This is a genomic window from Streptomyces sp. NPDC014882 (genome assembly GCF_043081325.1).
Taxonomy (GTDB): domain Bacteria; phylum Actinomycetota; class Actinomycetes; order Streptomycetales; family Streptomycetaceae; genus Streptomyces.
In genome coordinates this window covers 1,025,401-1,047,076 of the sequence record NZ_JBIBWL010000001.1, presented here as the reverse complement: position 1 = coordinate 1,047,076, position 21,676 = coordinate 1,025,401, and the positions used below count along the sequence as shown (strand labels likewise).

15 protein-coding genes are annotated in these 21,676 nt (G+C 72.8%); 9 read left to right on the top strand and 6 right to left on the bottom strand.

The genetic code is table 11. The annotated features are described in order from the left end of the window. From ACF09K_RS04660 to glgB, 3 genes are all read left to right on the top strand, one after another. A partial coding sequence (locus tag ACF09K_RS04660; protein WP_392240984.1) for an alpha-glucosidase C-terminal domain-containing protein occupies window positions 1–565 on the top strand: 565 nt, incomplete at its 5' end. Between the two features lie 85 nt (window positions 566–650). Then, complete coding sequence (locus ACF09K_RS04655) at window positions 651–2,030, top strand: phosphotransferase (protein WP_392240982.1); 1,380 nt, start codon at window positions 651–653, stop codon at window positions 2,028–2,030. Between the two features lie 13 nt (window positions 2,031–2,043). Then, window positions 2,044–4,956, top strand: coding sequence for a 1,4-alpha-glucan branching enzyme (gene glgB, locus ACF09K_RS04650; protein ID WP_392240980.1), 2,913 nt, complete (start codon window positions 2,044–2,046; stop codon window positions 4,954–4,956). Between the two features lie 98 nt (window positions 4,957–5,054). Here the strand turns inward: glgB and ACF09K_RS04645 are convergent, their stop codons facing one another. From ACF09K_RS04645 to ACF09K_RS04630, 4 genes are all read right to left on the bottom strand, one after another. Then, window positions 5,055–7,286 (bottom strand): HelD family protein, encoded by a 2,232-nt coding sequence (locus tag ACF09K_RS04645; protein ID WP_392241045.1) that lies wholly within the window; start codon window positions 7,284–7,286, stop codon window positions 5,055–5,057. Between the two features lie 203 nt (window positions 7,287–7,489). Beyond that, entirely contained in the window at window positions 7,490–7,822 is a 333-nt protein-coding gene (locus ACF09K_RS04640) for a thioredoxin family protein (RefSeq protein ID WP_392240978.1), read from the bottom strand. Window positions 7,823–7,827: 5 nt separating this feature from the next. After that, complete coding sequence (locus ACF09K_RS04635) at window positions 7,828–8,247, bottom strand: MerR family transcriptional regulator (protein WP_392240977.1); 420 nt, start codon at window positions 8,245–8,247, stop codon at window positions 7,828–7,830. 139 nt (window positions 8,248–8,386) lie between these two features. Next, window positions 8,387–10,114, bottom strand: a complete 1,728-nt coding sequence (locus tag ACF09K_RS04630) for an MFS transporter (RefSeq protein WP_392240976.1) — start codon at window positions 10,112–10,114, stop codon at window positions 8,387–8,389. A gap of 154 nt (window positions 10,115–10,268) precedes the next feature. Between ACF09K_RS04630 and ACF09K_RS04625 the strand changes: the two genes are divergently transcribed. Next, the gene (locus ACF09K_RS04625; protein ID WP_392240975.1) at window positions 10,269–10,928 is read left to right on the top strand and encodes a TetR/AcrR family transcriptional regulator; all 660 of its coding nucleotides are present in this window, start codon (window positions 10,269–10,271) and stop codon (window positions 10,926–10,928) included. A gap of 359 nt (window positions 10,929–11,287) precedes the next feature. Here ACF09K_RS04625 and ACF09K_RS04620 read toward each other — a convergent pair whose 3' ends face one another. Continuing rightward, complete coding sequence (locus tag ACF09K_RS04620) at window positions 11,288–12,739, bottom strand: cation:dicarboxylate symporter family transporter (RefSeq protein ID WP_392241044.1); 1,452 nt, start codon at window positions 12,737–12,739, stop codon at window positions 11,288–11,290. Between the two features lie 121 nt (window positions 12,740–12,860). Here ACF09K_RS04620 and ACF09K_RS04615 point away from each other — a divergent pair, with 121 nt between their 5' ends. Then, on the top strand, window positions 12,861–14,507 hold the full coding sequence (locus ACF09K_RS04615; RefSeq protein ID WP_392240974.1) for an ATP-binding protein: 1,647 nt from the start codon (window positions 12,861–12,863) through the stop codon (window positions 14,505–14,507). Beyond that, window positions 14,504–15,211 carry a response regulator gene (locus ACF09K_RS04610; protein WP_392240973.1) on the top strand — a complete coding sequence of 236 codons (708 nt, stop codon included), beginning with the start codon at window positions 14,504–14,506 and terminating at the stop codon, window positions 15,209–15,211. The genes ACF09K_RS04615 and ACF09K_RS04610 overlap by 4 nt, the downstream gene beginning before the upstream one ends. A 372-nt stretch (window positions 15,212–15,583) precedes the next feature. Here the strand turns inward: ACF09K_RS04610 and ACF09K_RS04605 are convergent, their stop codons facing one another. Then, complete coding sequence (locus ACF09K_RS04605) at window positions 15,584–16,609, bottom strand: ATP-dependent 6-phosphofructokinase (RefSeq protein WP_392240971.1); 1,026 nt, start codon at window positions 16,607–16,609, stop codon at window positions 15,584–15,586. A gap of 214 nt (window positions 16,610–16,823) precedes the next feature. Here ACF09K_RS04605 and pta point away from each other — a divergent pair, with 214 nt between their 5' ends. The 3 genes from pta to pyk all read left to right on the top strand — a co-directional run bounded on the left by pta (window position 16,824) and on the right by pyk (window position 21,660). Continuing rightward, complete coding sequence (gene pta, locus ACF09K_RS04600; RefSeq protein ID WP_392240970.1) at window positions 16,824–18,914, top strand: phosphate acetyltransferase; 2,091 nt, start codon at window positions 16,824–16,826, stop codon at window positions 18,912–18,914. Continuing rightward, on the top strand, window positions 18,911–20,140 hold the full coding sequence (locus tag ACF09K_RS04595) for an acetate kinase (RefSeq protein WP_392240969.1): 1,230 nt from the start codon (window positions 18,911–18,913) through the stop codon (window positions 20,138–20,140). The genes pta and ACF09K_RS04595 overlap by 4 nt, the downstream gene beginning before the upstream one ends. An 89-nt stretch (window positions 20,141–20,229) precedes the next feature. Further along, window positions 20,230–21,660 carry a pyruvate kinase gene (gene pyk / locus ACF09K_RS04590; protein WP_392240967.1) on the top strand — a complete coding sequence of 477 codons (1,431 nt, stop codon included), beginning with the start codon at window positions 20,230–20,232 and terminating at the stop codon, window positions 21,658–21,660. Window positions 21,661–21,676: the final 16 nt, after the last annotated feature.

The following is a 21,676-nucleotide window of genomic DNA, read 5'->3' as shown; positions in this document are numbered from 1 at the left end:
CACCGCCCTGCTGCTCTCCCTGCCCGGCTCACCGATCCTCTACTACGGCGACGAGATCGGCATGGGCGACAACATCTGGCTCGGCGACCGCGACGCCGTCCGCACCCCCATGCAGTGGACCCCCGACCGCAACGCGGGCTTCTCCTCCTGCGACCCCGGCCGGCTCTTCCTGCCGACCATCATGGACCCCGTCCACGGCTACCAGGTCACCAACGTCGAGGCGTCCATGGCGTCGCCCTCCTCGCTGCTGCACTGGACCCGCCGCATGATCGAGATCCGCAAGCAGAACCCCGCCTTCGGCCTCGGCTCCTTCACCGAGCTGCCCTCCTCCAACCCGGCCGTCCTCGCCTTCCTGCGCGAATACGAGGACGACCTGGTCCTGTGCGTCCACAACTTCTCCCGCTTCGCCCAGCCCACCGAGCTGGACCTGAGCCGGTTCGGCGGCCGCCATCCCGTCGAGCTGTTCGGCGGGGTCCGTTTTCCGGCCGTGGGTGAGCTGCCATATCTGCTCACGCTCGGGGGACACGGTTTCTATTGGTTCCGACTGCGCAGGGAGACCGTCTAGTACCCCCGGGCGGGGCGGTTTCTCCCGCCCCGCCCGGGGCACGCATCAGTAACACCCCGACCCCCCGGGGAAAGGACGTGACGCCATGGCGGAAACGGTCACACTCTCCGGCACGACCAGTCCCGGTCTCCTCACGTCACTGACCCCCCTGCTGCGGGAGTGGCTGCCACGGCAGCGCTGGTTCGCCGGCAAGGGGAGTCCGGTCACGGGGTTCTCGCTGGTGGCGGGCACCGAGCTGCTGCCCGCCGCGTCCCGGCTGGGCCTCTACCACCTGCTGGTCCGCGCGCACCAGGGCGCCGGGCCCGGCGACTGCTACCAGCTGCTGATCGGTGCCCGCGAGGCGCTGCCGCCCCGGCTGGCGCCCGCGCTGATCGGGCACGTGCCGGACGGACCGCTCGGCGGCCGGACCGTCTACGACGCCCTGTACGACACCCGGCCCGCCGAGGTCCTCCTGGAGGCGCTGCGCACCGAGGCCCGGATCGGCGTCCTGCGCTGCGAACGGGACCCCGCGCAGGAGATACGCGCCGGCCTGGTGCCGCGCCGGCTGACCGCCGAGCAGTCGAATTCCTCGGTCGTCTTTGGAGATACGTTCATTCTGAAGCTGCTGCGGCGGGTCGTCCCCGGCGTCAACCCCGATCTGGAGCTGCCGCTGGCGCTCGCCCGCGAGGGGTCCTCCCGGGTGCCCGCGCCGACGGCGTGGCTGCACGCGGACCTGGAGGACGGCGGCGGCGAGTCGTACGTCCTCGGCGTCCTCCAGCCCTTCGTGCAGGGCGCGACGGACGGCTGGGAGCTGGCGCTGCGGGAGCTGGCCAAGGGCGAGGACTTCGGCGCCGAGGCCCGGGCGCTGGGCCGGGCCACCGCCGAGGTGCACACCTCGCTGGCCCGGGCCCTGCCCACCGCCACCCTCGGCCACGCCCAGCTCGGGCCGCTGGTCGACGGCATGACCGAGCGGCTGGACGCGGCGGCGCAGGCCGTGCCCGCCCTGCGCCCCTACGCCCCCGGCCTGCGCACCGCTTTCTCGGCACTGGCCGACCTCGCGGCCGAGGGCCGGACCTGGACCGCCCAGCGCGTCCACGGCGACCTGCACCTCGGGCAGTGCCTGCGGGCGCCCTCCGGCGAGTGGTCGCTGATCGACTTCGAGGGCGAGCCGGCCCGCCCGCTGGCCGAGCGCCGGATGCCCCAGCCCGCCGTCCGGGACGTGGCGGGCATGCTGCGCTCCTTCGACTACGCCGCCCTCTCGGCCGATCCGCCGGCACCCGGCTGGGCCGAGGTGTGCCGGGCCGCGTACTGCTCCGGCTACGCCGAGGTGTCCGGCACCGACCCCCGTACCGATCCCGTACTGCTGCGGGCCTACGAGACGGACAAGGCGGTCTACGAGACGGTCTACGAGGCCCGGCACCGCCCCGACTGGCTCTCCGTCCCGCTGTCCGCGATACGTCGGCTCGCCGCGTCCGACCCGTCCTGAGGAGGCTTTCCCCGTGACTCCCAGCCCCCCGTCCCCCCACGGTTCCGAACCCGGGAACCCGAAGGACCCGAAGAAGGCCCCGGCCCGGAAGGCCACGGCCGAGAAAACGGTGGCCGAGAAGACGGTGGCCGAGAAAGCGGTGGCCAAGAAAGCGGTGGCCGAGAAAACGGCGGGCAAGAAAGCCGTGAGCAAGAAGGCGGCGGGCAAGAGGACCGCGGCCGCCGTGAAGGCCTCCGACCGGGAGGCCGCCCTCCAAGAGGCCGCCGGGGGGAAGGCCGCAGCGGAGGAGCCCCCGGCACGGAAGGCCGCCGCGAAGAAGGCGGTCACCAAGAAGGCGGTGGCGAAGAAGGCCGTCACCAAGAAAGCCGTCGCCAAGAAGGCCGTGGCGAAGAAGGCCGTCACGGCGACGGCGGTCGCGAAGAAGACCCCGGCGAAGAAACCGGTGGCGAAGAAGACCGCGGCGGAGACCGTGCCCGAGACGACCGTGCCCGAGACGGCCGCGGCGGAGACGGCCGCGGCGGAGACGGCCGCTCCGAAGAAGGCCGCCGCCAGGAAGGCGGGCCCGGCGAAGCGTGCCGCGAAGAAGGTTCCCGCCTCCGCTCCCGCCACCGCGAAGGGGCGCGCGTCCCGGCCCCCGGCCCCGGCCGGGTCCGTGGAAGCCGGGCCCGTGGAAGCCGGACCGGTACAGGCCGGGCCCGCCCGGGCAGAGCCCGTGCGGACAGGGCCCGTGGAGGTCGCCCCCTCCCCCGCGCTGGACGGCGGCGACCGTGACCGGCTGCTGCACGGCACCCATCACGACCCGCACTCCGTGCTCGGCGCGCACCCGGCGCCCGGCGGGGTCGTCTTCCGGGCCTTCCGCCCCCACGCCCTGTCGGTCGCCGTCGTCACGGGCGGGCTGCGGGCCGAGCTGCACGACGACGGCGACGGCTTCTTCTCCGGCCTGCTCCCCCTGCGGGAGGTCCCGGCCTACCGGCTGGTCGTCGCGTACGAGGAGACGGTCCAGGAGACCGAGGACCCGTACCGCTTCCTGCCCACGCTCGGCGACCTGGACCTGCACCTGATCGGAGAGGGCCGGCACGAGGAACTGTGGAAGGTGCTCGGCGCGCACCCGATGATCCACGAGGGCGTGGGCGGCACCCGCTTCTCCGTGTGGGCGCCCGACGCGCGCGCGGTGCGGGTGGTGGGCACCTTCAACTTCTGGGACGGCATCGGGTATCCGATGCGGTCGCTCGGTTCCTCCGGGATCTGGGAGCTGTTCGTGCCCGCGATAGGCGAGGGCGAACTGTACAAGTTCGACATCACCCGGCCCGACGGTTCCCGCACCCAGCGCGCCGACCCGATGGCCCGCCGCACGGAGATACCGCCGGCCACCTCGTCGGTGGTGGAGGCCTCGCACTACGCGTGGGGCGACGAGGAGTGGCTGGCGTCCCGCGGGGAACGCCCGGCCCACGAGGCGCCGTTGTCCATCTACGAGGTCCACCTGCCGTCCTGGCGGCCCGGCCTGACCTACCGTCAGCTCGCCGAGCAGCTCCCCGCGTACGTCAAGGAGCTGGGCTTCACGCACGTCGAGCTGATGCCGGTCGCCGAGCACCCCTTCGGCGGCTCGTGGGGCTACCAGGTCACCGGTTTCTACGCGCCCACGGCCCGGCTCGGCACGCCCGACGACTTCCGTCTCCTCGTGGACTCGCTGCACCGGGCGGGCATCGGCGTCATCATGGACTGGGTGCCGGCGCACTTCCCGCGCGACGAGTGGGCGCTGGCGGAGTTCGACGGGCGGCCCCTCTACGAGCACGAGGACCCGCTGCGGGCCGCGCACCCCGACTGGGGGACGCTGGAGTTCGACTACGGGCGGCGCGAGGTGCGCAACTTCCTCGTGGCCAACGCCGTGTACTGGTGCGAGGAGTTCCACATCGACGGGCTGCGGGTGGACGCCGTCGCCTCCATGCTCTACCTCGACTACTCGCGCGAGCCGGGCCAGTGGACGCCGAACGAGCACGGCGGCCGGGAGAACCTCGACGCGGTGGCCTTCCTCCAGGAGATGAACGCCACCGTCTACCGGCGCGTCCCCGGTGTGGTGACCATCGCGGAGGAGTCCACGGCCTGGGACGGCGTGACGCGCGCGACGCACCACCGGGGGCCGAGCGGCTTCGGCGGACTCGGCTTCGGGCTGAAGTGGAACATGGGGTGGATGCACGACTCGCTCCAGTACATGAGCCACGAGCCCGTGTACCGCAAGTACCACCACGGCGAGATGACCTTCTCCATGGTGTACGCCTACAGCGAGAACTACGTGCTGCCCATATCGCACGACGAGGTGGTGCACGGGAAGAAGTCGCTGGTGTCGAAGATGCCGGGCGACTGGTGGCAGCAGCGCGCGAACCTGCGGGCCTACCTCGCCTTCATGTGGGCCCACCCGGGCAAGCAGCTCCTCTTCATGGGGCAGGAGTTCGCGCAGGGGACCGAGTGGTCCGAGGCGCGCGGGCCCGACTGGTGGCTGCTCGACCCCGCCTACGGGGCGGAGGCCGATCACCGGGGCGTGCGGGAGCTGGTCGCCGACCTGAACTCCGTGTACCGCTCGACGCCCGCGCTGTGGGAGCGGGACACCGTCGCCGACGGCTTCCGGTGGGTGGTGGGGGACGCGGCCGACGACAACGTCCTCGCGTTCCTGCGCCGCGACGCCGACGGCACGCCGCTGCTGGCGGTGTCGCACTTCTCGCCCGTCGTCCGCCAGGACTACCGGCTGGGGGTGCCGGACGACGTGCCCGCCTGGTTCGAGGTGCTCAACACGGACGCCGGGCGGTACGGGGGCAGTGACGTGTTCCACGCCGACCCGGTGAAGCCGGAACCCCAGCCGTGGCACGGCCATCCGGCCAGCGTCCGGCTGACGCTGCCGCCGCTGTCGACGGTGTGGCTGCGCCCGGCGTAGCGGTCGCCCGGACGTAGCGGTCGCCCGACGTAACGGTCACCCGCTCCCGGAGGTCCGGGGCCCGTGCACCCGGGCCTCGGACCCCCGGGAGCACGGGCCTATCCGAGGGACTCCGCCAGGGGTGCCGGCAGGGTCCCCGTGTGCAGGACGCCCAGGCGCTGGGTGGCCCGGGTCAGGGCGACGTACAGGTCGCTGGTGCCGTAGCGGGACGGTTCCACCACCAGGACCGAGTCGAACTCCAGGCCCTTCGACTGGCGGGGGTCCAGCAGGACGACCTTGCGGGTGAGGTCCGGCTCGGCGTCCGCGGTGACTCCGTCGAGGCGGGCCGCCAGCCGGCGGTGCAGGTCACGGGGGGCGATCACGGCGAGCCGGCCCTCCGCGGGGGTCAGTTCCGCCACCGCTTCGGCGACCGCGCCGGGCAGGTCGTCGACGGCCCGCGCCCAGGGCCGCGTGCCGGTGGACCGCACCGAGCTCGGCGGCACGAAGTCCGGCCGCTCCGCGCGGACGACGGCCGCCGCGACGTCCATGATCTCCTTGGGGGTGCGGTAGTTGACGCCCAGCCGGGTGTGCTCCCACCGGTCGCCGACGTACGGGGCGAGGATGTCCGACCAGGAGCCGACGCCCGCCGCCTCCGCGGTCTGGGCCGGATCGCCGACCAGGGTCATGGAGCGGGTCGGGACGCGCCGCATCAGCAGCCGCCACGCCATCGGCGACAGCTCCTGCGCCTCGTCGACGATGACGTGCCCGAACGCCCAGGTCCGGTCGGCCGCCGCCCGCTCGGCGGCGCTGCGGTGGTCGTCCTCCTCGTGGCGTTCGGCGAAGCGTTCGGCGTCGATGATGTCGTGGGCCGACAGGACCTCGCCGGCCTCGGGGTCGCCGTCCTCCTTGTCCTCGAACTCGAACGTCCGGGAGGCGTAGGAGACATCGAGCACGCCCTGGGCGTAGGCGATCTGCCGGGCCCGCTCGCGCTCGGCGCTCTCCCGCGCCGACCGGTCGTCCTCGCCGAGGAGTTCGGCGGCCTCGTCGAGCAGCGGCACGTCGGCGACCGTCCAGGCCCGGGTGACCGGGCGGCGGACGGCGGCGGCGTCCTCGTCGCGGAGGTACCCCTCGGGGGCGGCGAGGAAGTCGGCGACCACCCGCCGCGGGGAGAGCACCGGCCACAACCGGTCGATGGCCGACCACACTTCGGGGTTCTCGGCCAGCTCGTCGCGGATCTGCGTGAGGTCGCCGGCGTCGAGGAGGCTGGAGCCGTCGTAGGGGTCGGTGCCGACGCGTTCGGCGTACAGCTCGGTGAGGGTGTTGAGGAGGTGGCCCTCGAAGTGCTCGCGGGCGACGTTGTGCGGCAGCCCGGTGGCGCGGGTGCGCTCGCGGGCGACCCCCACCAGCCCCTCGTCGAGCAGGAGCACCTCCCGGTCGTGCTCGATCGCGACGACCGGGTCGGGCAGCGCCTGCCGGTCGCGTACGACGGCGGCGAGGACGTCGGCCATGTCGGCGCGGCCCTTCACGGCGGCCGCCTCCGGGGTGTCGCCGGCCGTCGCCCGCACGCCCGGGTACAGCTCGCCGACCGTCGACAGGAGCACGCCGGTCTCGCCGAGGGCGGGCAGCACCTCGCCGATGTAGCCGAGGAAGGCGGGGTTGGGGCCGACGATCAGCACGGCCCGCTTGGCGAGCAGTTCGCGGTGCTCGTAGAGGAGGTAGGCGGCGCGGTGCAGGGCGACGGCCGTCTTGCCGGTGCCGGGGCCGCCCTCGACGACCAGCACCCCACGGTGCGGGGCGCGGATGATCTCGTCCTGCTCGGCCTGGATGGTCTGCACGATGTCGTGCATGCGGCCGGTGCGGGCGGAGTCGAGGGCGGCGAGCAGGACGGCGTCGCCGGCCGGGTCCTCGTGGCCGGTGCGGGTGGTGTCGCCGAGGTCGAGGAACTCGTCGTGCAGGGCGGTGACCCGGCGGCCCTGCGTGGTGATGTGCCGGCGGCGGCGCAGGCCCATCGGGGTGTGGCCGGTGGCCAGGTAGAAGGGGCGGGCGACGTCGGCCCGCCAGTCGACGAGGACGGGGGTGCGCTCGGGGTCGTCCAGGCGCAGGCCGATCCGGCCGATGTGGTGGCCGGTGCCGGAGGCCAGGTCGATCCGGCCGAAGCAGAGCGAGCCGTCCACGGCGTTCAGTGCGGCGAGCAGTCCGGAGCGTTCGGCGACGAGGACGTCCCGCTCCAGGCGGGCCTGCATGGGGGTGTCACCCTGGGCGAGGGCGTCGGTGACGGCGGCCTCGGTGGCCCCGCGCAGCGCGTCCACGCGCGCGTACAGCCCGTCGATGAATTCCTGCTCGCGGCGCATTTCACTGTCGTGCAATGCGGTGTTTGACAATTTAACTCCCGCCCGGATATACTCTGCTCAATGAACTTTTCCGCGACCGGATTACCCGAAGTCGCGAATCATCGAATATAGCGAAAGAAATCCCCCGGGCGCAATCGCCCGGGGGATTTCTTCGTATGGCGTCGGGTGGTGCATTACGTCAGGTGGTGGACCGCGTCAGGTGGTCACAGGACCTCCGAGAGCTCCTCCATCAGCTTCCGCCTGGGCCGGGCCCCCACCATCGCCTTCACCGGCTCGCCGGCCCGGAACACCATGAAGGTCGGCATGGACAGCACCTTGTAGTGGTTCGTCGTCAGGGGATTGCGGTCCACGTTCAGCTGCACCACCTTCAGCCGCTCGCCCTCCTCCGCGGCGAGCGCCCCGAGCACCGGCGCCATCTGGCGGCACGGCGGGCACCAGTCGGCGGTGAACTCCACCAGCACCGGCAGATCCGCCGCGAGCACCTCCGCCCCGAAGTCCGCGTCGGTCACCTCGTCCACTCCGGCCACCTTGGTCACGGCTGTCACCCTCCCAGTTCGCACTCGGGCTCCGGACCCCCCGGAACCAGCGCCTCGGCGGCCAGCTCGTCACGTGCCCGCTCGGCCCGCACGAGCTGCCCGGCGACCTTCTCGCGGACCGCCGTCAGCTCCCCGATGAGCGCGTCCAGCTCGTCCAGCTTGCGCCGGTACACCGCGAGCGAGGCGGGGCACGAGTCGCCCTCCGGGTGTCCGGCCCGCAGGCACTCCACGAAGGGCCGGGTCTCCTCCAGCTCGAACCCGAAGTCCCGCAACGTCCTGATCTGCCGCAACGCCAGCAGGTCACGCTCGTCGTAGGCCCGGTGACCCAGCTCGTCGCGCCGCGCGGGCAGCAGCCCCCGCGACTCGTAGTACCGCAGCGTCCGCGTCGTGGTCCCGGCCCGCGCGGCCAGCTCGCCGATTCGCATGCCCACGAACGTACGGCTTGACCCCGACGTCAAGGCAAGGGGCGGCGTCGGCGCGGTGCCGTCGCTCCGGCGGCGGGCGTGAACCGGCGGTGGGATGCCGCCGACGCCCTCCGGCAGGTCGGCGGCACCCCGTCGGGGTTCAGCGCTCCCGGCTGAACGCCCGCTCCCCGCCCTTCGCCTTCTCCGCCTGTGCCGTCTGCTCGGTCCGCTCCGCCTGCTCCGACCCGGCCGGCAGCGACTCGCCCTCGCCCTTGCCCTTGCCCGGCAGCAGCACCGCCACCAGGACGGTGCCGACACCGAGGACCACCGCGCCGACCAGGCTGGTGTGGGCCACCGCGTCCGCGAAGGAGGAGCCGACCGCGTCGGCCGTCCGGCGGGCGCCCTCGGCGAGTTCGGCGGCCTGCGCCTTGAGCTGCGCGGCCTGCTGCGGGTCACCCGACCGCGCCGCCTGCGCGCCGAGCTCCCGCGCCCGGTCGGCGAGGCCCTGCGCGACGGCGTACCCGGCGCCGACCGAGTCCTGGGCGGTGGCGAGGGCGCCGGCCGGGAGGCCGCTGCCGGACGCCGCGTCCCCGAGGCGGTCGGAGTACGACGTGCCCAGCAGCGAGCCGAGGATCGCGATGCCGAGGGAGCCGCCCAGCTCCAGCGAGGTGTCGTTCACCGCGCCGCCGACGCCCAGTTCGGACTCGGGGAACGCCCCCATGATGGCGTCCGTGCAGGGCGACAGCGCGAGACCGATCGCGACGCCGAGGACGACGAGGGGTGCAACGAAGTCGCCGTACGACGACGCGGCGTCGACCCGGGTGAGGAGCGCGAGGGCGGCCGTGCCGCCGACCATGCCCGCGGTGACCGTCCACCTCATGCCGACCCGCGGGGTGAGGTAGGCGGTCAGGGCCGAGCCGACGAAGACCGCGCCGGCCAGGGGCAGCATGCGCAGGCCGGTGTCGAGGGCGTCGTGGCCGAGGACGAACTGGAGGTGCTGGGTGAGGTAGTAGAAGGCGCCGAAGACGGCCAGGAAGAACAGGGCCACGGCGAGGTTGGACCCGGCGAAGCGGCGGTCGGAGAAGCGGCGCACGTCCAGCACCGGGTGCGGGTGGCGCAGCTCCCACAGGACGAAGGCGAGCAGGGCCGCGGCGGCGACGGCGGCCGCGCCGACCGCCTTGGGGCCCCAGCCGAAGTGCGGCCCCTCGATGATCATGTAGACGAGCGCGCCGATCCAGACCACCGACAGCAGTCCGCCGACGTAGTCGATGCGGTCGTGGTGCCCGGCCTTCGACGGCGGCACGAGGACGAGGGCGCCGGCGAACGCGACGACGGCGACGGGCACGTTGATGAGGAACGTCGACGACCAGCCGTGGTTCTCCAGCAGCGCGCCGGCGACGAGCGGACCGGCCGCGATGGCGAGGCCCGCCGTCGCCGTCCACAGGGTGATCGCCTTGGCGCGTTCGGCGCGCGGGAAGGTGGCGGCGAGCAGCGACAGCGTCGCGGGCATGATGAGCGCGGCGCCCACGCCCATCACGGCGCGGCCCGCGATCACGGTGCCGGCGCTGTCGGCGAGGTAGCCGGAGACCGCGCCGCCGGCGAACACCACGAGCCCGAGCAGGAGCGCCCCGCGCCGGCTGTACTTGTCGCCGATCGCGCCGAGCAGCAGCATCAGCGCCGCGTACGGCACCGTGTAGCCGTCGATGACCCACTGGAGGTCGGCGCTGGTGAGGCCCAGGTCGTCGGTCATGGCGGGCGCGGCGACCGTGAGGGCGGTGTTCGCCATCACGATGATCAGCAGGCTCAGGCAGAGGACGAGGAGCGCCCACCAGCGTCGGCGGTAGGGCCCCGTCATCCGTTCCACCGGTTCGGTCATGACGAGTCGCATGCGGGGATCGCCTTCCTCGGGACGTTCCCGGCGGCGTACAGGACTCCGGTCGCACGCCGCCGAGGCAATTGCACAACGATGTGCAATGTACGTTCACTGCACAGTCGTGTGCAAATCGAGGGAGGGGAACGCGCCACGTCGGAAGGCGGGCACAATGGCCGCCATGACCACGGGTAGCAGCAGTCGCGCGGAGGCGAACCGACGCCGCATCCTCGATGTGGCCCTCGCCGAGCTGTTGCGCGACCCCGACGCGTCCATGAACCACATCGCCCGCGCCGCCGGCGTCGTACGGCGCACGGTGTACGGGCACTTCCCCAGCCGTGAGGCGCTGATCAGCACGCTGGTCGACGAGGCGGTGGCGGTGCTGGCCGCCGCCCACGCGGGGGAGGACCAGGACGGCGGGGATCCGGCCGAGGCGCTGGCCCGGTCCGTGCTGGCCGTGTGGCGGATCGCCGACCGCTACCGCCTGCTGGTCGCGCTGGCCCAGCGCACGGTGACCATGCAGGGCATCCGGGAGCGGCTCACCCCGGTGCGCCGGGACACGGTCCGGCTGCTCCAGCGCGGTCTGGACGAGGGGACGTTCGCCTCTCCCCTGCCGGCGCCGGCGCTGGCGTACGTGCACGAGCAGATCGTGTTCGCGCTGATGGAGGCCGTGAACGACGGGCTGCTGAGCACGCGGGAGGCGGGCCGCTCGGCCGCCGTCACCGCGCTGACCGCGGCCGGCGTGCCCGCCACCCTGGCCACCGCCCTCGTGGCGAAGGTGAGCGAGTCGGTCTCGACCGGCGAGCCGGTCGAGACCGGCGGGACCGACTGACCCGCGCCCGACCGACCCGCGCCCGACCGAGCCGGGCCGACCCGCGCGCCCATCCGGCCGGCACGTCCGGCTCACCGGCGCGCCGGGCTGCGGGGCGGGCTGCCGTCGCGCGAGCCCGGACCACGGGCGCGAGCCTTGGCGACCAGTGCGGGCCTTGGCTACCGGTGCGGGCCCGGACGCGAAACGCCGCAGGTCCCCGGTGTGCGGAACACCGGGGACCTGCGGGGGTGGGACCGAGAGCCGGGCGGCCGAGCCATGGGTGAGTGGTCGGCCGCCCGGCGTTCGGGGGATACCGGGTGCCCGGCCCGGGTTCAGGCGGGGCCGGGCACCCGGAGTGCGGGGGTGTCCCGCCCGGGCCGTCAGGCCTTGGCGAGTTCCTTCTCGCCCTCCTCGCGCCGCTCGGGCACGTCCACGGCCGGGGCGTCCTGGCCGTCGTGGGCGTTCCGGCCGCCGCCGTGGGCGTCGTCGAGCAGGGTCTTCTCGTCGAAGGGCAGCTCGCCCGCGAGCACCCGGCCCACGCGCTCCTTGTCGATCTCCTTGGTCCAGGTGCCGATCAGGACCGTGGCGACGGCGTTGCCCGCGAAGTTCGTCAGGGCGCGGGCCTCGCTCATGAAGCGGTCGATGCCGACGATGAGGCCGATTCCGTCCACCAGGGCCGGCTTGTGCGACTGGAGGCCGCCGGCCAGGGTCGCGAGGCCGGCGCCGGTGACACCGGCCGCGCCCTTGGAGGCGATCAGCAGGAACAGCAGCAGCGGGATCTGCTCGCCGACCGACATCGGCGTGCCCATGGCGTCGGCGATGTAGAGGGACGCCATGGTCATGTAGATCATGGTGCCGTCGAGGTTGAAGGAGTAGCCGGTCGGGACGGTGATGCCGACGACGGGCTTGCTGACGCCCAGGTGCTCCATCTTCGCGATGAGGCGCGGCAGCGCGGACTCGGAGGAGGAGGTGGACAGGATCAGCAGGAACTCGCGGCCCAGGTACTTGAACAGGGCGAAGACGTTCATCCCCGAGATGACCCGCAGCAGCGCGCCGAGCACGATGAAGACGAACAGGAAGCAGGTGACGTAGAAGCCGAGCATCAGGACGGCGAGGCTCTTGAGGGCGTCGACGCCGGCCGAGCCGGTGACCGCGGCGATGGCGCCGAAGGCACCGATCGGGGCGGCCCACATCACCATCGCGAGGATGCGGAAGACCAGCCGCTGGATGTGCTCGATCCCGCGCAGGACCGGCTGTCCGGCCGGGCCCATGGCCTGGAGGGCGAAGCCCGCGAGCAGCGCGACGAGCAGCGTCTGGAGCACCTCGCCGCCGGTGAAGGCGGAGACGATCGTGGTCGGGATGACGCCCAGCAGGAACTCGGTGGTGTCCTTGGCCTCCGCCGACACCTGCGCCTGACCGGTCTCCTTGACCGCGTCGGTGAGCGCGAGGCCGGTGCCCGGCTCCAGGACGTTGCCGACGACGAGGCCGATGGCGAGGGCGACCAGCGACATGACCGTGAAGTAGGCCAGGGCGATGCCGCCGACGGCGCCGACCTTGGCGGCCTTGCGGACCGATCCGATGCCGAGCACGATCGTGCAGAAGATGATCGGCGAGATCATCATCTTGATCAGGTTCACGAAGCCGGTGCCGATCGGCTTCAGCTCGACCGCGAAGTCGGGGGCGATCAGGCCCACGGCGATGCCGAGGGCGACCGCGACGATCACCGCGATGTACAGGTAGTGCGTGCGGTCCCGCTTGGCGGCGGGTACGGCGGATGCCGTATCGGGGGTGCTGGCGGCCACGGCTGCCCTCCTTGACGTCTTCGTCGGCATCACCGGCGTGCGGCTCACGTCCGGGGGTTCGGGGGATGCCGTGACTATCCCCCCGTGCTGTGAGGGCGGTCACCCTTCCGTTCATTTAGTTCACGCTCGGGGCGGGAGGCACACTGACGGCATGCGCATCCCCGTCCCGAGACCCCGCAGCCTGGCCGGCCAGCTGTTCGCCATGCAGGCCGTCCTGATAGCGGTGGTCGTCGCCGGTTACGCGCTGTTCACCTACCTCAGCGACCGCAGCCAGGCCGAGGAGGCCGCGAGCCGGCAGGCCGCGGCGGTCGCCCGCTCGGTCGCCGACTCCCCCTCGGTGCGGGAGGCGATCGGCACCGCGGACCCGACCGCGCGGCTCCAGCCGTACGCGCTGCGGATCATGCACGACACCGAGGTCGACTTCGTCACGATCATGAATCCGGCGGGGATCCGCTGGACCCACCCGGACGAGGAGCAGATCGGCCTGCACTTCCGGGGCAACACCGCGCGGGCCCTGGAGGGCGAGACCTTCACCGAGACCTACACCGGCACCCTCGGCCCGTCCGTGCGCGCGGTCACCCCCGTCGAGGGGGACGACGGCCGGATCGTCGGTCTGGTCAGCGCGGGCATCAAGGTCGAGGCGATCACCAAGCGGGTGCAGGACCAGGTGACGGCGCTGTTCGGCGTGGCGGCGGGCGCGCTCGCGCTGGGCGCGGTCGGCACCTACGTCGTCAACGCCCGGCTGCGCCGCCACACGCACGGCATGAACGCGGCCGAGCTGAGCCGGATGCACGACTACCACCAGGCGGCACTGCACGCGGTGCGCGAGGGGCTGCTGATGCTGGACGGCCAGTACCGGGTGGCGCTGATCAACGACGGCGGCCGTGAGCTGCTGGGCGTCTCGGAGGAGGTGGTGGGCCGGTCCGTCGCCGACCTCGGGCTGCCCGCCCCGCTGACGGGCGCGCTGCTGTCCTCCGAACCGCGCGTGGACGAGGTGCACCTGACGGCGGACCGGGTGGTGGCGGTGAACACCTCGCCGGTGTCCGGCGGAGAGCACCGGGGCACCGTGGTCACCCTCCGCGATGTCACTGAACTCCAGTCCCTGATGGGCGAGTTGGACTCGGAACGCGGCTTCACGCAGGCCCTGCGTTCGCAGGCCCACGAGGCGGCGAACCGCCTGCACACCGTCGTCTCGCTCATCGAGCTGGGCCGCGCCGAGGAAGCCGTGGACTTCGCGACCGCCGAACTGGAGCTGGCCCAGGCGCTGACCGACCAGGTGGTGGCCGCGGTGAGCGAGCCGGTGCTGGCGGCGCTGCTGCTGGGCAAGACGGCGCAGGCGAACGAGCGGGGCGTGGAGCTGGTGGTGTCGCGGGACAGCGGGCTCGACGACGGGCTGCTCCCCGAGTCGCTGCCCGCCCGGGACCTGGTCACCATCCTCGGCAACCTCATCGACAACGCCGTGGACGCGGCGCAGGGCAGCATGCGGGCGCGGGTCACGGTGACGGCGTGCACCGGGCACCGCGCGCGGGACGGCGGCGAACTGGTGCTGCGGGTGGCGGACACCGGCGCGGGGGTGGATCCCGCCCTCGCCGAGCAGGTCTTCGAGCGGGGCTTCTCCACGAAGCCGTCCGGGCCCGGCGGCCGCGGCCTCGGCCTGGCCCTCGCCCGGCAGGCCGTGCACCGCCACGGCGGGACCCTGTCGGTGGCGGCGGCCGAGGGCGGCGGAGCGGAGTTCACGGTACGGCTGCCCCTGCGCACGGCGGTCGCCGCCGTGCCGGTGCCGGGAGGCGGGAGATGACGGGCGTCGCGGGCGGACCGGGCGACGGGCCGATCCGGGTCCTGGTGGTCGAGGACGACCCCGTGGCGGCCGACGCGCACGTCCTGTACGTCGGCCGGGTGCCGGGGTTCACGGCGGTGGGCAAGGCGCACAGCGGCGCGGAGGCGCGGCGGCTGCTGGACCGTGTGCCGGTGGACCTGCTGCTGCTCGACCTGCACCTGCCGGACGGGCACGGGCTGCAGCTCGCCCGCTCGCTGCGGGCGGCGGGGTACCACGCGGACGTGATAGCGGTCACCTCGGCGCGCGACCTGGCGGTGGTGCGGGAGGGCGTGTCGCTGGGCGTCGTCCAGTACGTGCTGAAACCGTTCACCTTCGCCACCCTGCGGGACCGCCTCGTGCGCTACGCGCAGTTCCGCGGGGCGGCCGGCGAGGCGAGCGGCCAGGACGAGGTCGACCGCGCCCTGGCCACCCTGCGCGCGCCGGGCCCCGCCGCGCTGCCCAAGGGGCTGAGCGGCCCGACCCTGGAACGGGTGACGGGGGCCGTACGGGAGGCGGAGCGGGGACTGACCGCCGCGGGCGTGGCCGAGGCGGTGGGGATCTCCCGTATCACCGCCCGCCGCTATCTGGAGCACCTCGTGGAGGCGGGGAGGGCGGAGCGCAGGCCGCTGTACGGGCAGGTGGGCAGGCCCGAGCTGGTGTACCGGTGGGTGCCGGCCGGCCGCTGAGACGCCCGCGGCCACCGGCTGCGGTGCCGCCGGCCTCCCGGCACCGGCACGGCCGCGCGGAGATGCCCCGCACCACCGGCCACGGCGTCCCGGCCCACCCTCTCCCGGAGCGGACCGGCCGGCCGGTCGCGCAGGAGTCCGGCCGGCCCGGACGGACCCGAAGCCCCGTGGACCGACGAACGGAACGCTCGACCCGATGAGCGCGCGCCCCGACGGCCGACGGACCCGCGGACCGGCAGGCCCGCGGGCCGGGCGGACCCGGAGCCCGGCGACCGACGGTCGGCGGACCCGAAGCCCGTGGACCGACCCCCGGGCGGGCCGGAGCCCGTGAACCGGTGGCCCGGGCGGGCCCGGCGCCGGTGGGGCGGCCGGCTAGAAGACCGACTCCGCCTCGTCCATGCGGTTCTTCGGCACCGTCTTCAGCTCGGTCACCGCGTCCGCGAGCGGCACCATCCTGATGTCGGTGCCGCGCAGCGCGGTCATCATGCCGAACTCGCCCCGGTGCGCGCCCTCCACCGCGTGCCAGCCGAAGCGGGTGGCGAGGACACGGTCGTACGCCGTCGGCACGCCGCCGCGCTGGACGTGGCCGAGGATGACCGGGCGGGCCTCCTTGCCGAGCCGCTTCTCCAGCTCGTACGCCAGCGCCGTGCCGATGCCCTGGAAGCGCTCGTGGCCGAACTGGTCGATCGCGCCCTTGCTGTAGTCCATCGTGCCCTCGGCGGGGTGGGCGCCCTCGGCCACGCAGATCACGGCGAACTTCTTGCCGCGCGCGAACCGCTCCTCGACCATCTTCACGAGGTCGGCCGGGTCGAAGGGCCGCTCGGGCAGGCAGATGCCGTGGGCGCCGGCCGCCATGCCGGACTCCAGGGCGATCCAGCCCGCGTGCCGGCCCATGACCTCGACGACCATCACGCGCTGGTGGGACTCCGCCGTCGTCTTGAGGCGGTCCATGGCCTCCGTGGCGACGCCGACGGCCGTGTCGAAGCCGAAGGTGCGGTCCGTGGAGGAGATGTCGTTGTCGATGGTCTTCGGGACGCCGACGACCGGCAGCCCCGCGTCGGACAGCATGCGGGCCGCCGTCAGCGTGCCCTCGCCTCCGATCGGGATCAGCGCGTCGATGCCGAACTCGTGGATCATGTCCGAGGCGTTGTCACAGGCCTCGCGCAGACGGTCGCGCTCCAGCCGTGAGGAACCGAGGATCGTGCCGCCGCGGGCGAGGATGCCGCTCACGGCGTTCAGGTCGAGGGGGCGGTAGTTGCCGTCGAGGAGACCCGCGTATCCGTCCTCGAAGCCGATCACCTCGTCGCCGTAGTTGTCGACCGCGCGGTGCACGACCGATCGGATCACTGCGTTCAGGCCGGGGCAGTCGCCGCCTGCGGTGAGGACTCCGATGCGCATCCTGCTCTGTCTCCTGCTCGCTGTGGGTACCGGTGAGCCAGTGCCGATTGTTCCATGCCCCCGAGGGGACTGTCTCCTGACGGGCGCCTTAACCGCGGGCAGGGGTACTGTCAAGAGGGCTTGGCTCACCCCGGTGGGCGATCTTCGCGAGCCCGGCGGAAGCCGCCGGGTACCCGATCGCCGAACGGGACCACGGATGGAACGGAGAACACGCGTGACGCGCAGCGTGTACGTGACCGGGATCGACCGCGGCGACGGCCGCCAGGTCGTGGAGCTGGGAGTCATGGAGCTCCTGACCCGTCAGGTCGACCGGGTGGGCGTCTTCCGCCCCCTGGTCCACGACGGGCCGGACCGCCTGTTCGACCTGCTGCGCGCCCGCTACCGGCTGTCGCAGGACCCGGGGACCGTGTACGGCATGGACTACCACGAGGCGTCCGCCCTCCAGGCCGAGCGGGGCGTCGACGAGCTGGTGTCCACGCTCGTGGACCGCTTCCACCGCGTCGCGCGGGAGTACGACGTCGTCCTGGTCCTCGGCACCGACTACGCCGACACGCAGTTCCCGGACGAGCTGTCGCTGAACGCGCGCCTGGCGAACGAGTTCGGCGCCTCCGTGATCCCCGTCGTCGGCGGCCGCGGGCAGACCGCGGAGTCGGTGCGCGCCGAGACGCGCAACGCCTACCGCGCCTACGACGGCCTGGGCTGCGACGTCCTCGCCATGATCGCCAACCGGGTCGCCCGCGAGGACCGCGAGGAGATCGCCGCGAAGCTCGTCTCCCGGCTGCCCGTGCCCTGTTACGTGCTGCCCGACGAGCCCGCCCTGTCGGCGCCGACGGTCGCCCAGATCAGCACCGCCCTGGGCGCGAAGGTGCTGCTCGGCGACGACTCGGGCCTGGCCCGCGACGCCCTCGGCTTCATCTTCGGCGGCGCGATGCTGCCGAACTTCCTGCACGCGCTGACGCCCGGCTGCCTGGTCGTCACCCCCGGCGACCGGGCCGACCTGGTCGTGGGCTCGCTCGCCGCGCACAGCGCCGGCACCCCGCCGATAGCCGGCGTGCTGCTCACCCTGGGCGAGGTGCCGAGCGAGGAGGTCCTCACCCTCGCCGCCCGCCTGGCGCCCGGCACGCCCGTGCTGTCGGTGGCCGGCAACAGCTTCCCCACGGCCGAGCAGCTGTTCTCCCTGGAGGGCAAGCTCAACGCGGCCACCCCGCGCAAGGCGGAGACCGCGCTCGGCCTCTTCGAGCGGCACGTCGACACCGCCGACCTGCTGACGCGGGTCTCCGCGCCGAGCAGCGACCGCGTCACGCCGATGATGTTCGAGCACAAGCTGCTGGAGCAGGCCCGCTCCGACCGCCGCCGGGTCGTCCTGCCGGAGGGCACCGAGGAGCGGGTGCTGCACGCGGCCGAGGTCCTGCTGCGCCGCGGGGTGTGCGACCTGACGCTCCTCGGCCCGGTCGAGCAGATCCGCAAGAAGGCCGCCGACCTCGGCATCGACCTCGGCGACTGCCGGCTGATCGACCCGGCCACCAGCGAACTGCGCGACTCCTTCGCCGAGAAGTACGCGGGGCTGCGCGCCCACAAGGGCGTCACGGTGGAGCTGGCGTACGACGTGGTCTCCGACGTGAACTACTTCGGCACGCTGATGGTCCAGGAGGGGCTCGCCGACGGCATGGTGTCGGGCTCCGTGCACTCCACGGCCGCGACGATCCGGCCCGCCTTCGAGATCATCAAGACGAAGCCGGAGGCCGGCATCGTCTCGTCCGTCTTCTTCATGTGCCTCGCCGACAAGGTCCTCGTATACGGCGACTGCGCGGTGAACCCCGACCCGGACGCCGAGCAGCTCGCCGACATCGCCGTCCAGGCGGCCGCGACCGCCGCGCGGTTCGGCGTGGAGCCGCGGATCGCCATGCTGTCGTACTCGACGGGCACCTCCGGCTCGGGCGCCGACGTCGACAAGGTGCGCGAGGCGACGGAGCTGGTGCGGCGGCGCCGTCCCGACCTGAGGATCGAGGGTCCGATCCAGTACGACGCGGCCGTGGAGCCGACGGTCGCGGCGACCAAGCTGCCGGACTCCGAGGTGGCGGGCCAGGCCACCGTGCTGATCTTCCCCGACCTCAACACCGGCAACAACACCTACAAGGCCGTGCAGCGGTCGGCCGGCGCGATCGCGGTCGGACCGGTGCTCCAGGGGCTGCGCAAGCCGGTCAACGACCTGTCCCGCGGCGCCCTCGTCCAGGACATCGTGAACACCGTCGCCATCACGGCGATCCAGGCCCAGTCCTCCGAGCAGAAGGTCTCCCAGCAGTGAGCGGCACGCGCGTCCTCGTCCTGAACTCCGGTTCCTCCTCGGTGAAGTACCAGCTGCTCGACATGGGCGACCGCAGCCGGCTGGCGCAGGGGCTCGTCGAGCGCATCGGCGAGCAGAGCTCACGGCTGCGGCACACGCCGCTCGCCACGGGCGCCTCCCGCGAGTGGAGCGGGCCCATCGCCGACCACGACGCGGCCCTCAAGGCCGTCGCCGAGGAACTGGCCAGGGACGGACTGGGCCTGGACTCGCCGGAGCTGGCGGCGATCGGACACCGGGTGGTGCACGGCGGCAAGCGCTTCACCGAGCCGACCGTGATCGACGAGAAGGTCCTCGCGGAGATCGAGCGGCTGATCCCGGTGGCGCCGCTGCACAACCCCGCCAACCTGACCGGGATCCGCACGGCGCGGGCGCTGCGCCCGGACCTCCCGCAGGTCGCCGTCTTCGACACCGCCTTCCACACCACGATGCCGGAGTCGGCGGCGCGCTACGCGATCGACGTGCGGACCGCCGACGAACACCGCATCCGCCGCTACGGCTTCCACGGCACCTCGCACGCGTACGTCTCCCGCGCCACCGCCCAGCTGCTGGGCAGGGCGCCGGAGGAGGTGAACGTCATCGTGCTGCACCTCGGCAACGGGGCGTCCGCCTCCGCCGTGCGGGGCGGCAGGTGCGTCGACACCTCGATGGGCCTCACCCCGCTCGAGGGCCTCGTCATGGGCACCCGTTCCGGAGACACCGATCCGGCCGTCATCTTCCATTTGGCACGGGTTGGCGGAATGTCCATCGACGAAATCGACACTCTCCTCAACAAGAGGAGCGGCCTGGTCGGCCTGTGCGGCGACAACGACATGCGGGAGATCAGGCGGCGGATCGACGAGGGCGACGAACAGGCCGAGCTCGCCTTCGACATCTACATTCACCGTCTGAAGAAGTACATCGGGGCCTATTACGCCGTGCTGGGACGGGTGGACGCGGTGGCGTTCACCGCCGGGGTCGGCGAGAACGCGGCGCCGGTGCGCGCGGCCGCGGTCGCGGGCCTGGAGACCCTGGGCCTGGCCGTGGACGACGGACTGAACGCCGTACGGAGCGACGGGCCGCGGCTGATCTCGCCCGCGGGGGCGCGGGTGAAGGTCGCCGTGGTGCCCACGGACGAGGAACTGGAGATCGCCACGCAGACCTACGCGCTGGTCGAGCGGAATCGATATGCGGCTCCGCACGGCGCCTGAGCGGGAAAGCAACTGAGCGCGTTCCCGCCCATTTGTATCTTCCGCCAGACGGAATATTCCGTAGCGAAACAAACCGATAGGATCGCCCCATGCGCCGTTCGAAAATCGTCTGTACTCTCGGCCCCGCGGTCGACTCCCACGACATGCTCGTGTCGCTGATCGAGGCCGGCATGAACGTGGCCCGCTTCAACTTCAGCCACGGCTCGCACGCCGAACACCAGGGCCGCTACGACCGGGTCCGGGCCGCCGCCAAGGAGACCGGCCGGTCCATCGGTGTCCTCGCCGACCTCCAGGGCCCGAAGATCCGCCTCGAGACCTTCGCCGAGGGGCCGGTCGAGCTGGTGCGCGGTGACGAGTTCACCATCACCACCGACGACGTGCCCGGCGACAAGACGATCTGCGGCACCACCTACAAGGGGCTGCCCGGCGACGTCTCGCGCGGCGACCAGATCCTCATCAACGACGGCAACGTCGAGCTGAAGGTCCTCGACGTCGAGGGCCCGCGGGTGCGGACGATCGTCATCGAGGGCGGCGTCATCTCCGACCACAAGGGCATCAACCTGCCCGGCACGGCCGTCAACGTGCCCGCGCTGAGCGAGAAGGACATCGAGGACCTGCGGTTCGCGCTGCGCATGGGCGCCGACCTGGTCGCGCTGTCCTTCGTCCGCGACGCCAAGGACGTCCACGACGTGCACCGCGTCATGGACGAGGAGGGCCGCCGCGTCCCCGTCATCGCCAAGGTGGAGAAGCCCCAGGCGGTGGAGAACATGGAGGACGTCGTGATGGCGTTCGACGGCGTGATGGTCGCCCGCGGCGACCTGGCCGTCGAGTACCCGCTCGAGAAGGTCCCCATGGTGCAGAAGCGGCTCATCGAGCTGTGCCGCCGCAACGCCAAGCCGGTGATCGTGGCGACCCAGATGATGGAGTCGATGATCACCAACTCCCGTCCGACCCGCGCCGAGGCCTCCGACGTCGCCAACGCGATCCTGGACGGCGCGGACGCGGTCATGCTGTCCGCCGAGTCGAGCGTGGGCGCGTACCCGATCGAGACCGTGAAGACGATGTCGAAGATCGTCACCGCGGCCGAGACGGAGCTGCTCTCCAAGGGCCTCCAGCCGCTCGTGCCGGGCAAGAAGCCGCGCACGCAGGGCGGTTCGATCGCGCGTGCCGCGTGCGAGATCGCCGACTTCCTCGGCGGCCGGGGCCTGGTGGCGTTCACCCAGTCCGGCGACACCGCGCGCCGTCTCTCGCGCTACCGCGCGACCCAGCCGATCATCGCCTTCACCACCGACGAGGGCACCCGCAACCAGCTGGCGCTGAGCTGGGGCGTCGAGTCGCACATCGTGCCGTTCGTGAACAGCACCGACGAGATGGTCGAGCTGGTGGACCAGGAGATCCTCAAGCTCAACCGCTTCAACCCGGGTGAGATCGTGGTCATCACCGCCGGTTCGCCCCCCGGCGTCCCCGGCACCACCAACATGGTCCGCGTCCACCACCTGGGCCAGGGCTCCCGCGACTGACCCGGTCCGGCCCGCG

Coding starts and splice junctions, on each gene's coding strand:
- ACF09K_RS04620 (WP_392241044.1), bottom strand. CDS start 12,739: ATGCCGACGAAGACGTCAAGGAGGGCAGCCGTGGCCGCCAGCACCCCC.
- ACF09K_RS04635 (WP_392240977.1), bottom strand. CDS start 8,247: ATGCGAATCGGCGAGCTGGCCGCGCGGGCCGGGACCACGACGCGGACG.
- ACF09K_RS04630 (WP_392240976.1), bottom strand. CDS start 10,114: ATGCGACTCGTCATGACCGAACCGGTGGAACGGATGACGGGGCCCTAC.
- ACF09K_RS04615 (WP_392240974.1), top strand. CDS start 12,861: ATGCGCATCCCCGTCCCGAGACCCCGCAGCCTGGCCGGCCAGCTGTTC.
- ACF09K_RS04655 (WP_392240982.1), top strand. CDS start 651: ATGGCGGAAACGGTCACACTCTCCGGCACGACCAGTCCCGGTCTCCTC.
- ACF09K_RS04645 (WP_392241045.1), bottom strand. CDS start 7,286: ATGCGCCGCGAGCAGGAATTCATCGACGGGCTGTACGCGCGCGTGGAC.
- pyk (WP_392240967.1), top strand. CDS start 20,230: ATGCGCCGTTCGAAAATCGTCTGTACTCTCGGCCCCGCGGTCGACTCC.
- ACF09K_RS04625 (WP_392240975.1), top strand. CDS start 10,269: ATGGCCGCCATGACCACGGGTAGCAGCAGTCGCGCGGAGGCGAACCGA.
- ACF09K_RS04610 (WP_392240973.1), top strand. CDS start 14,504: ATGACGGGCGTCGCGGGCGGACCGGGCGACGGGCCGATCCGGGTCCTG.
- ACF09K_RS04605 (WP_392240971.1), bottom strand. CDS start 16,609: ATGCGCATCGGAGTCCTCACCGCAGGCGGCGACTGCCCCGGCCTGAAC.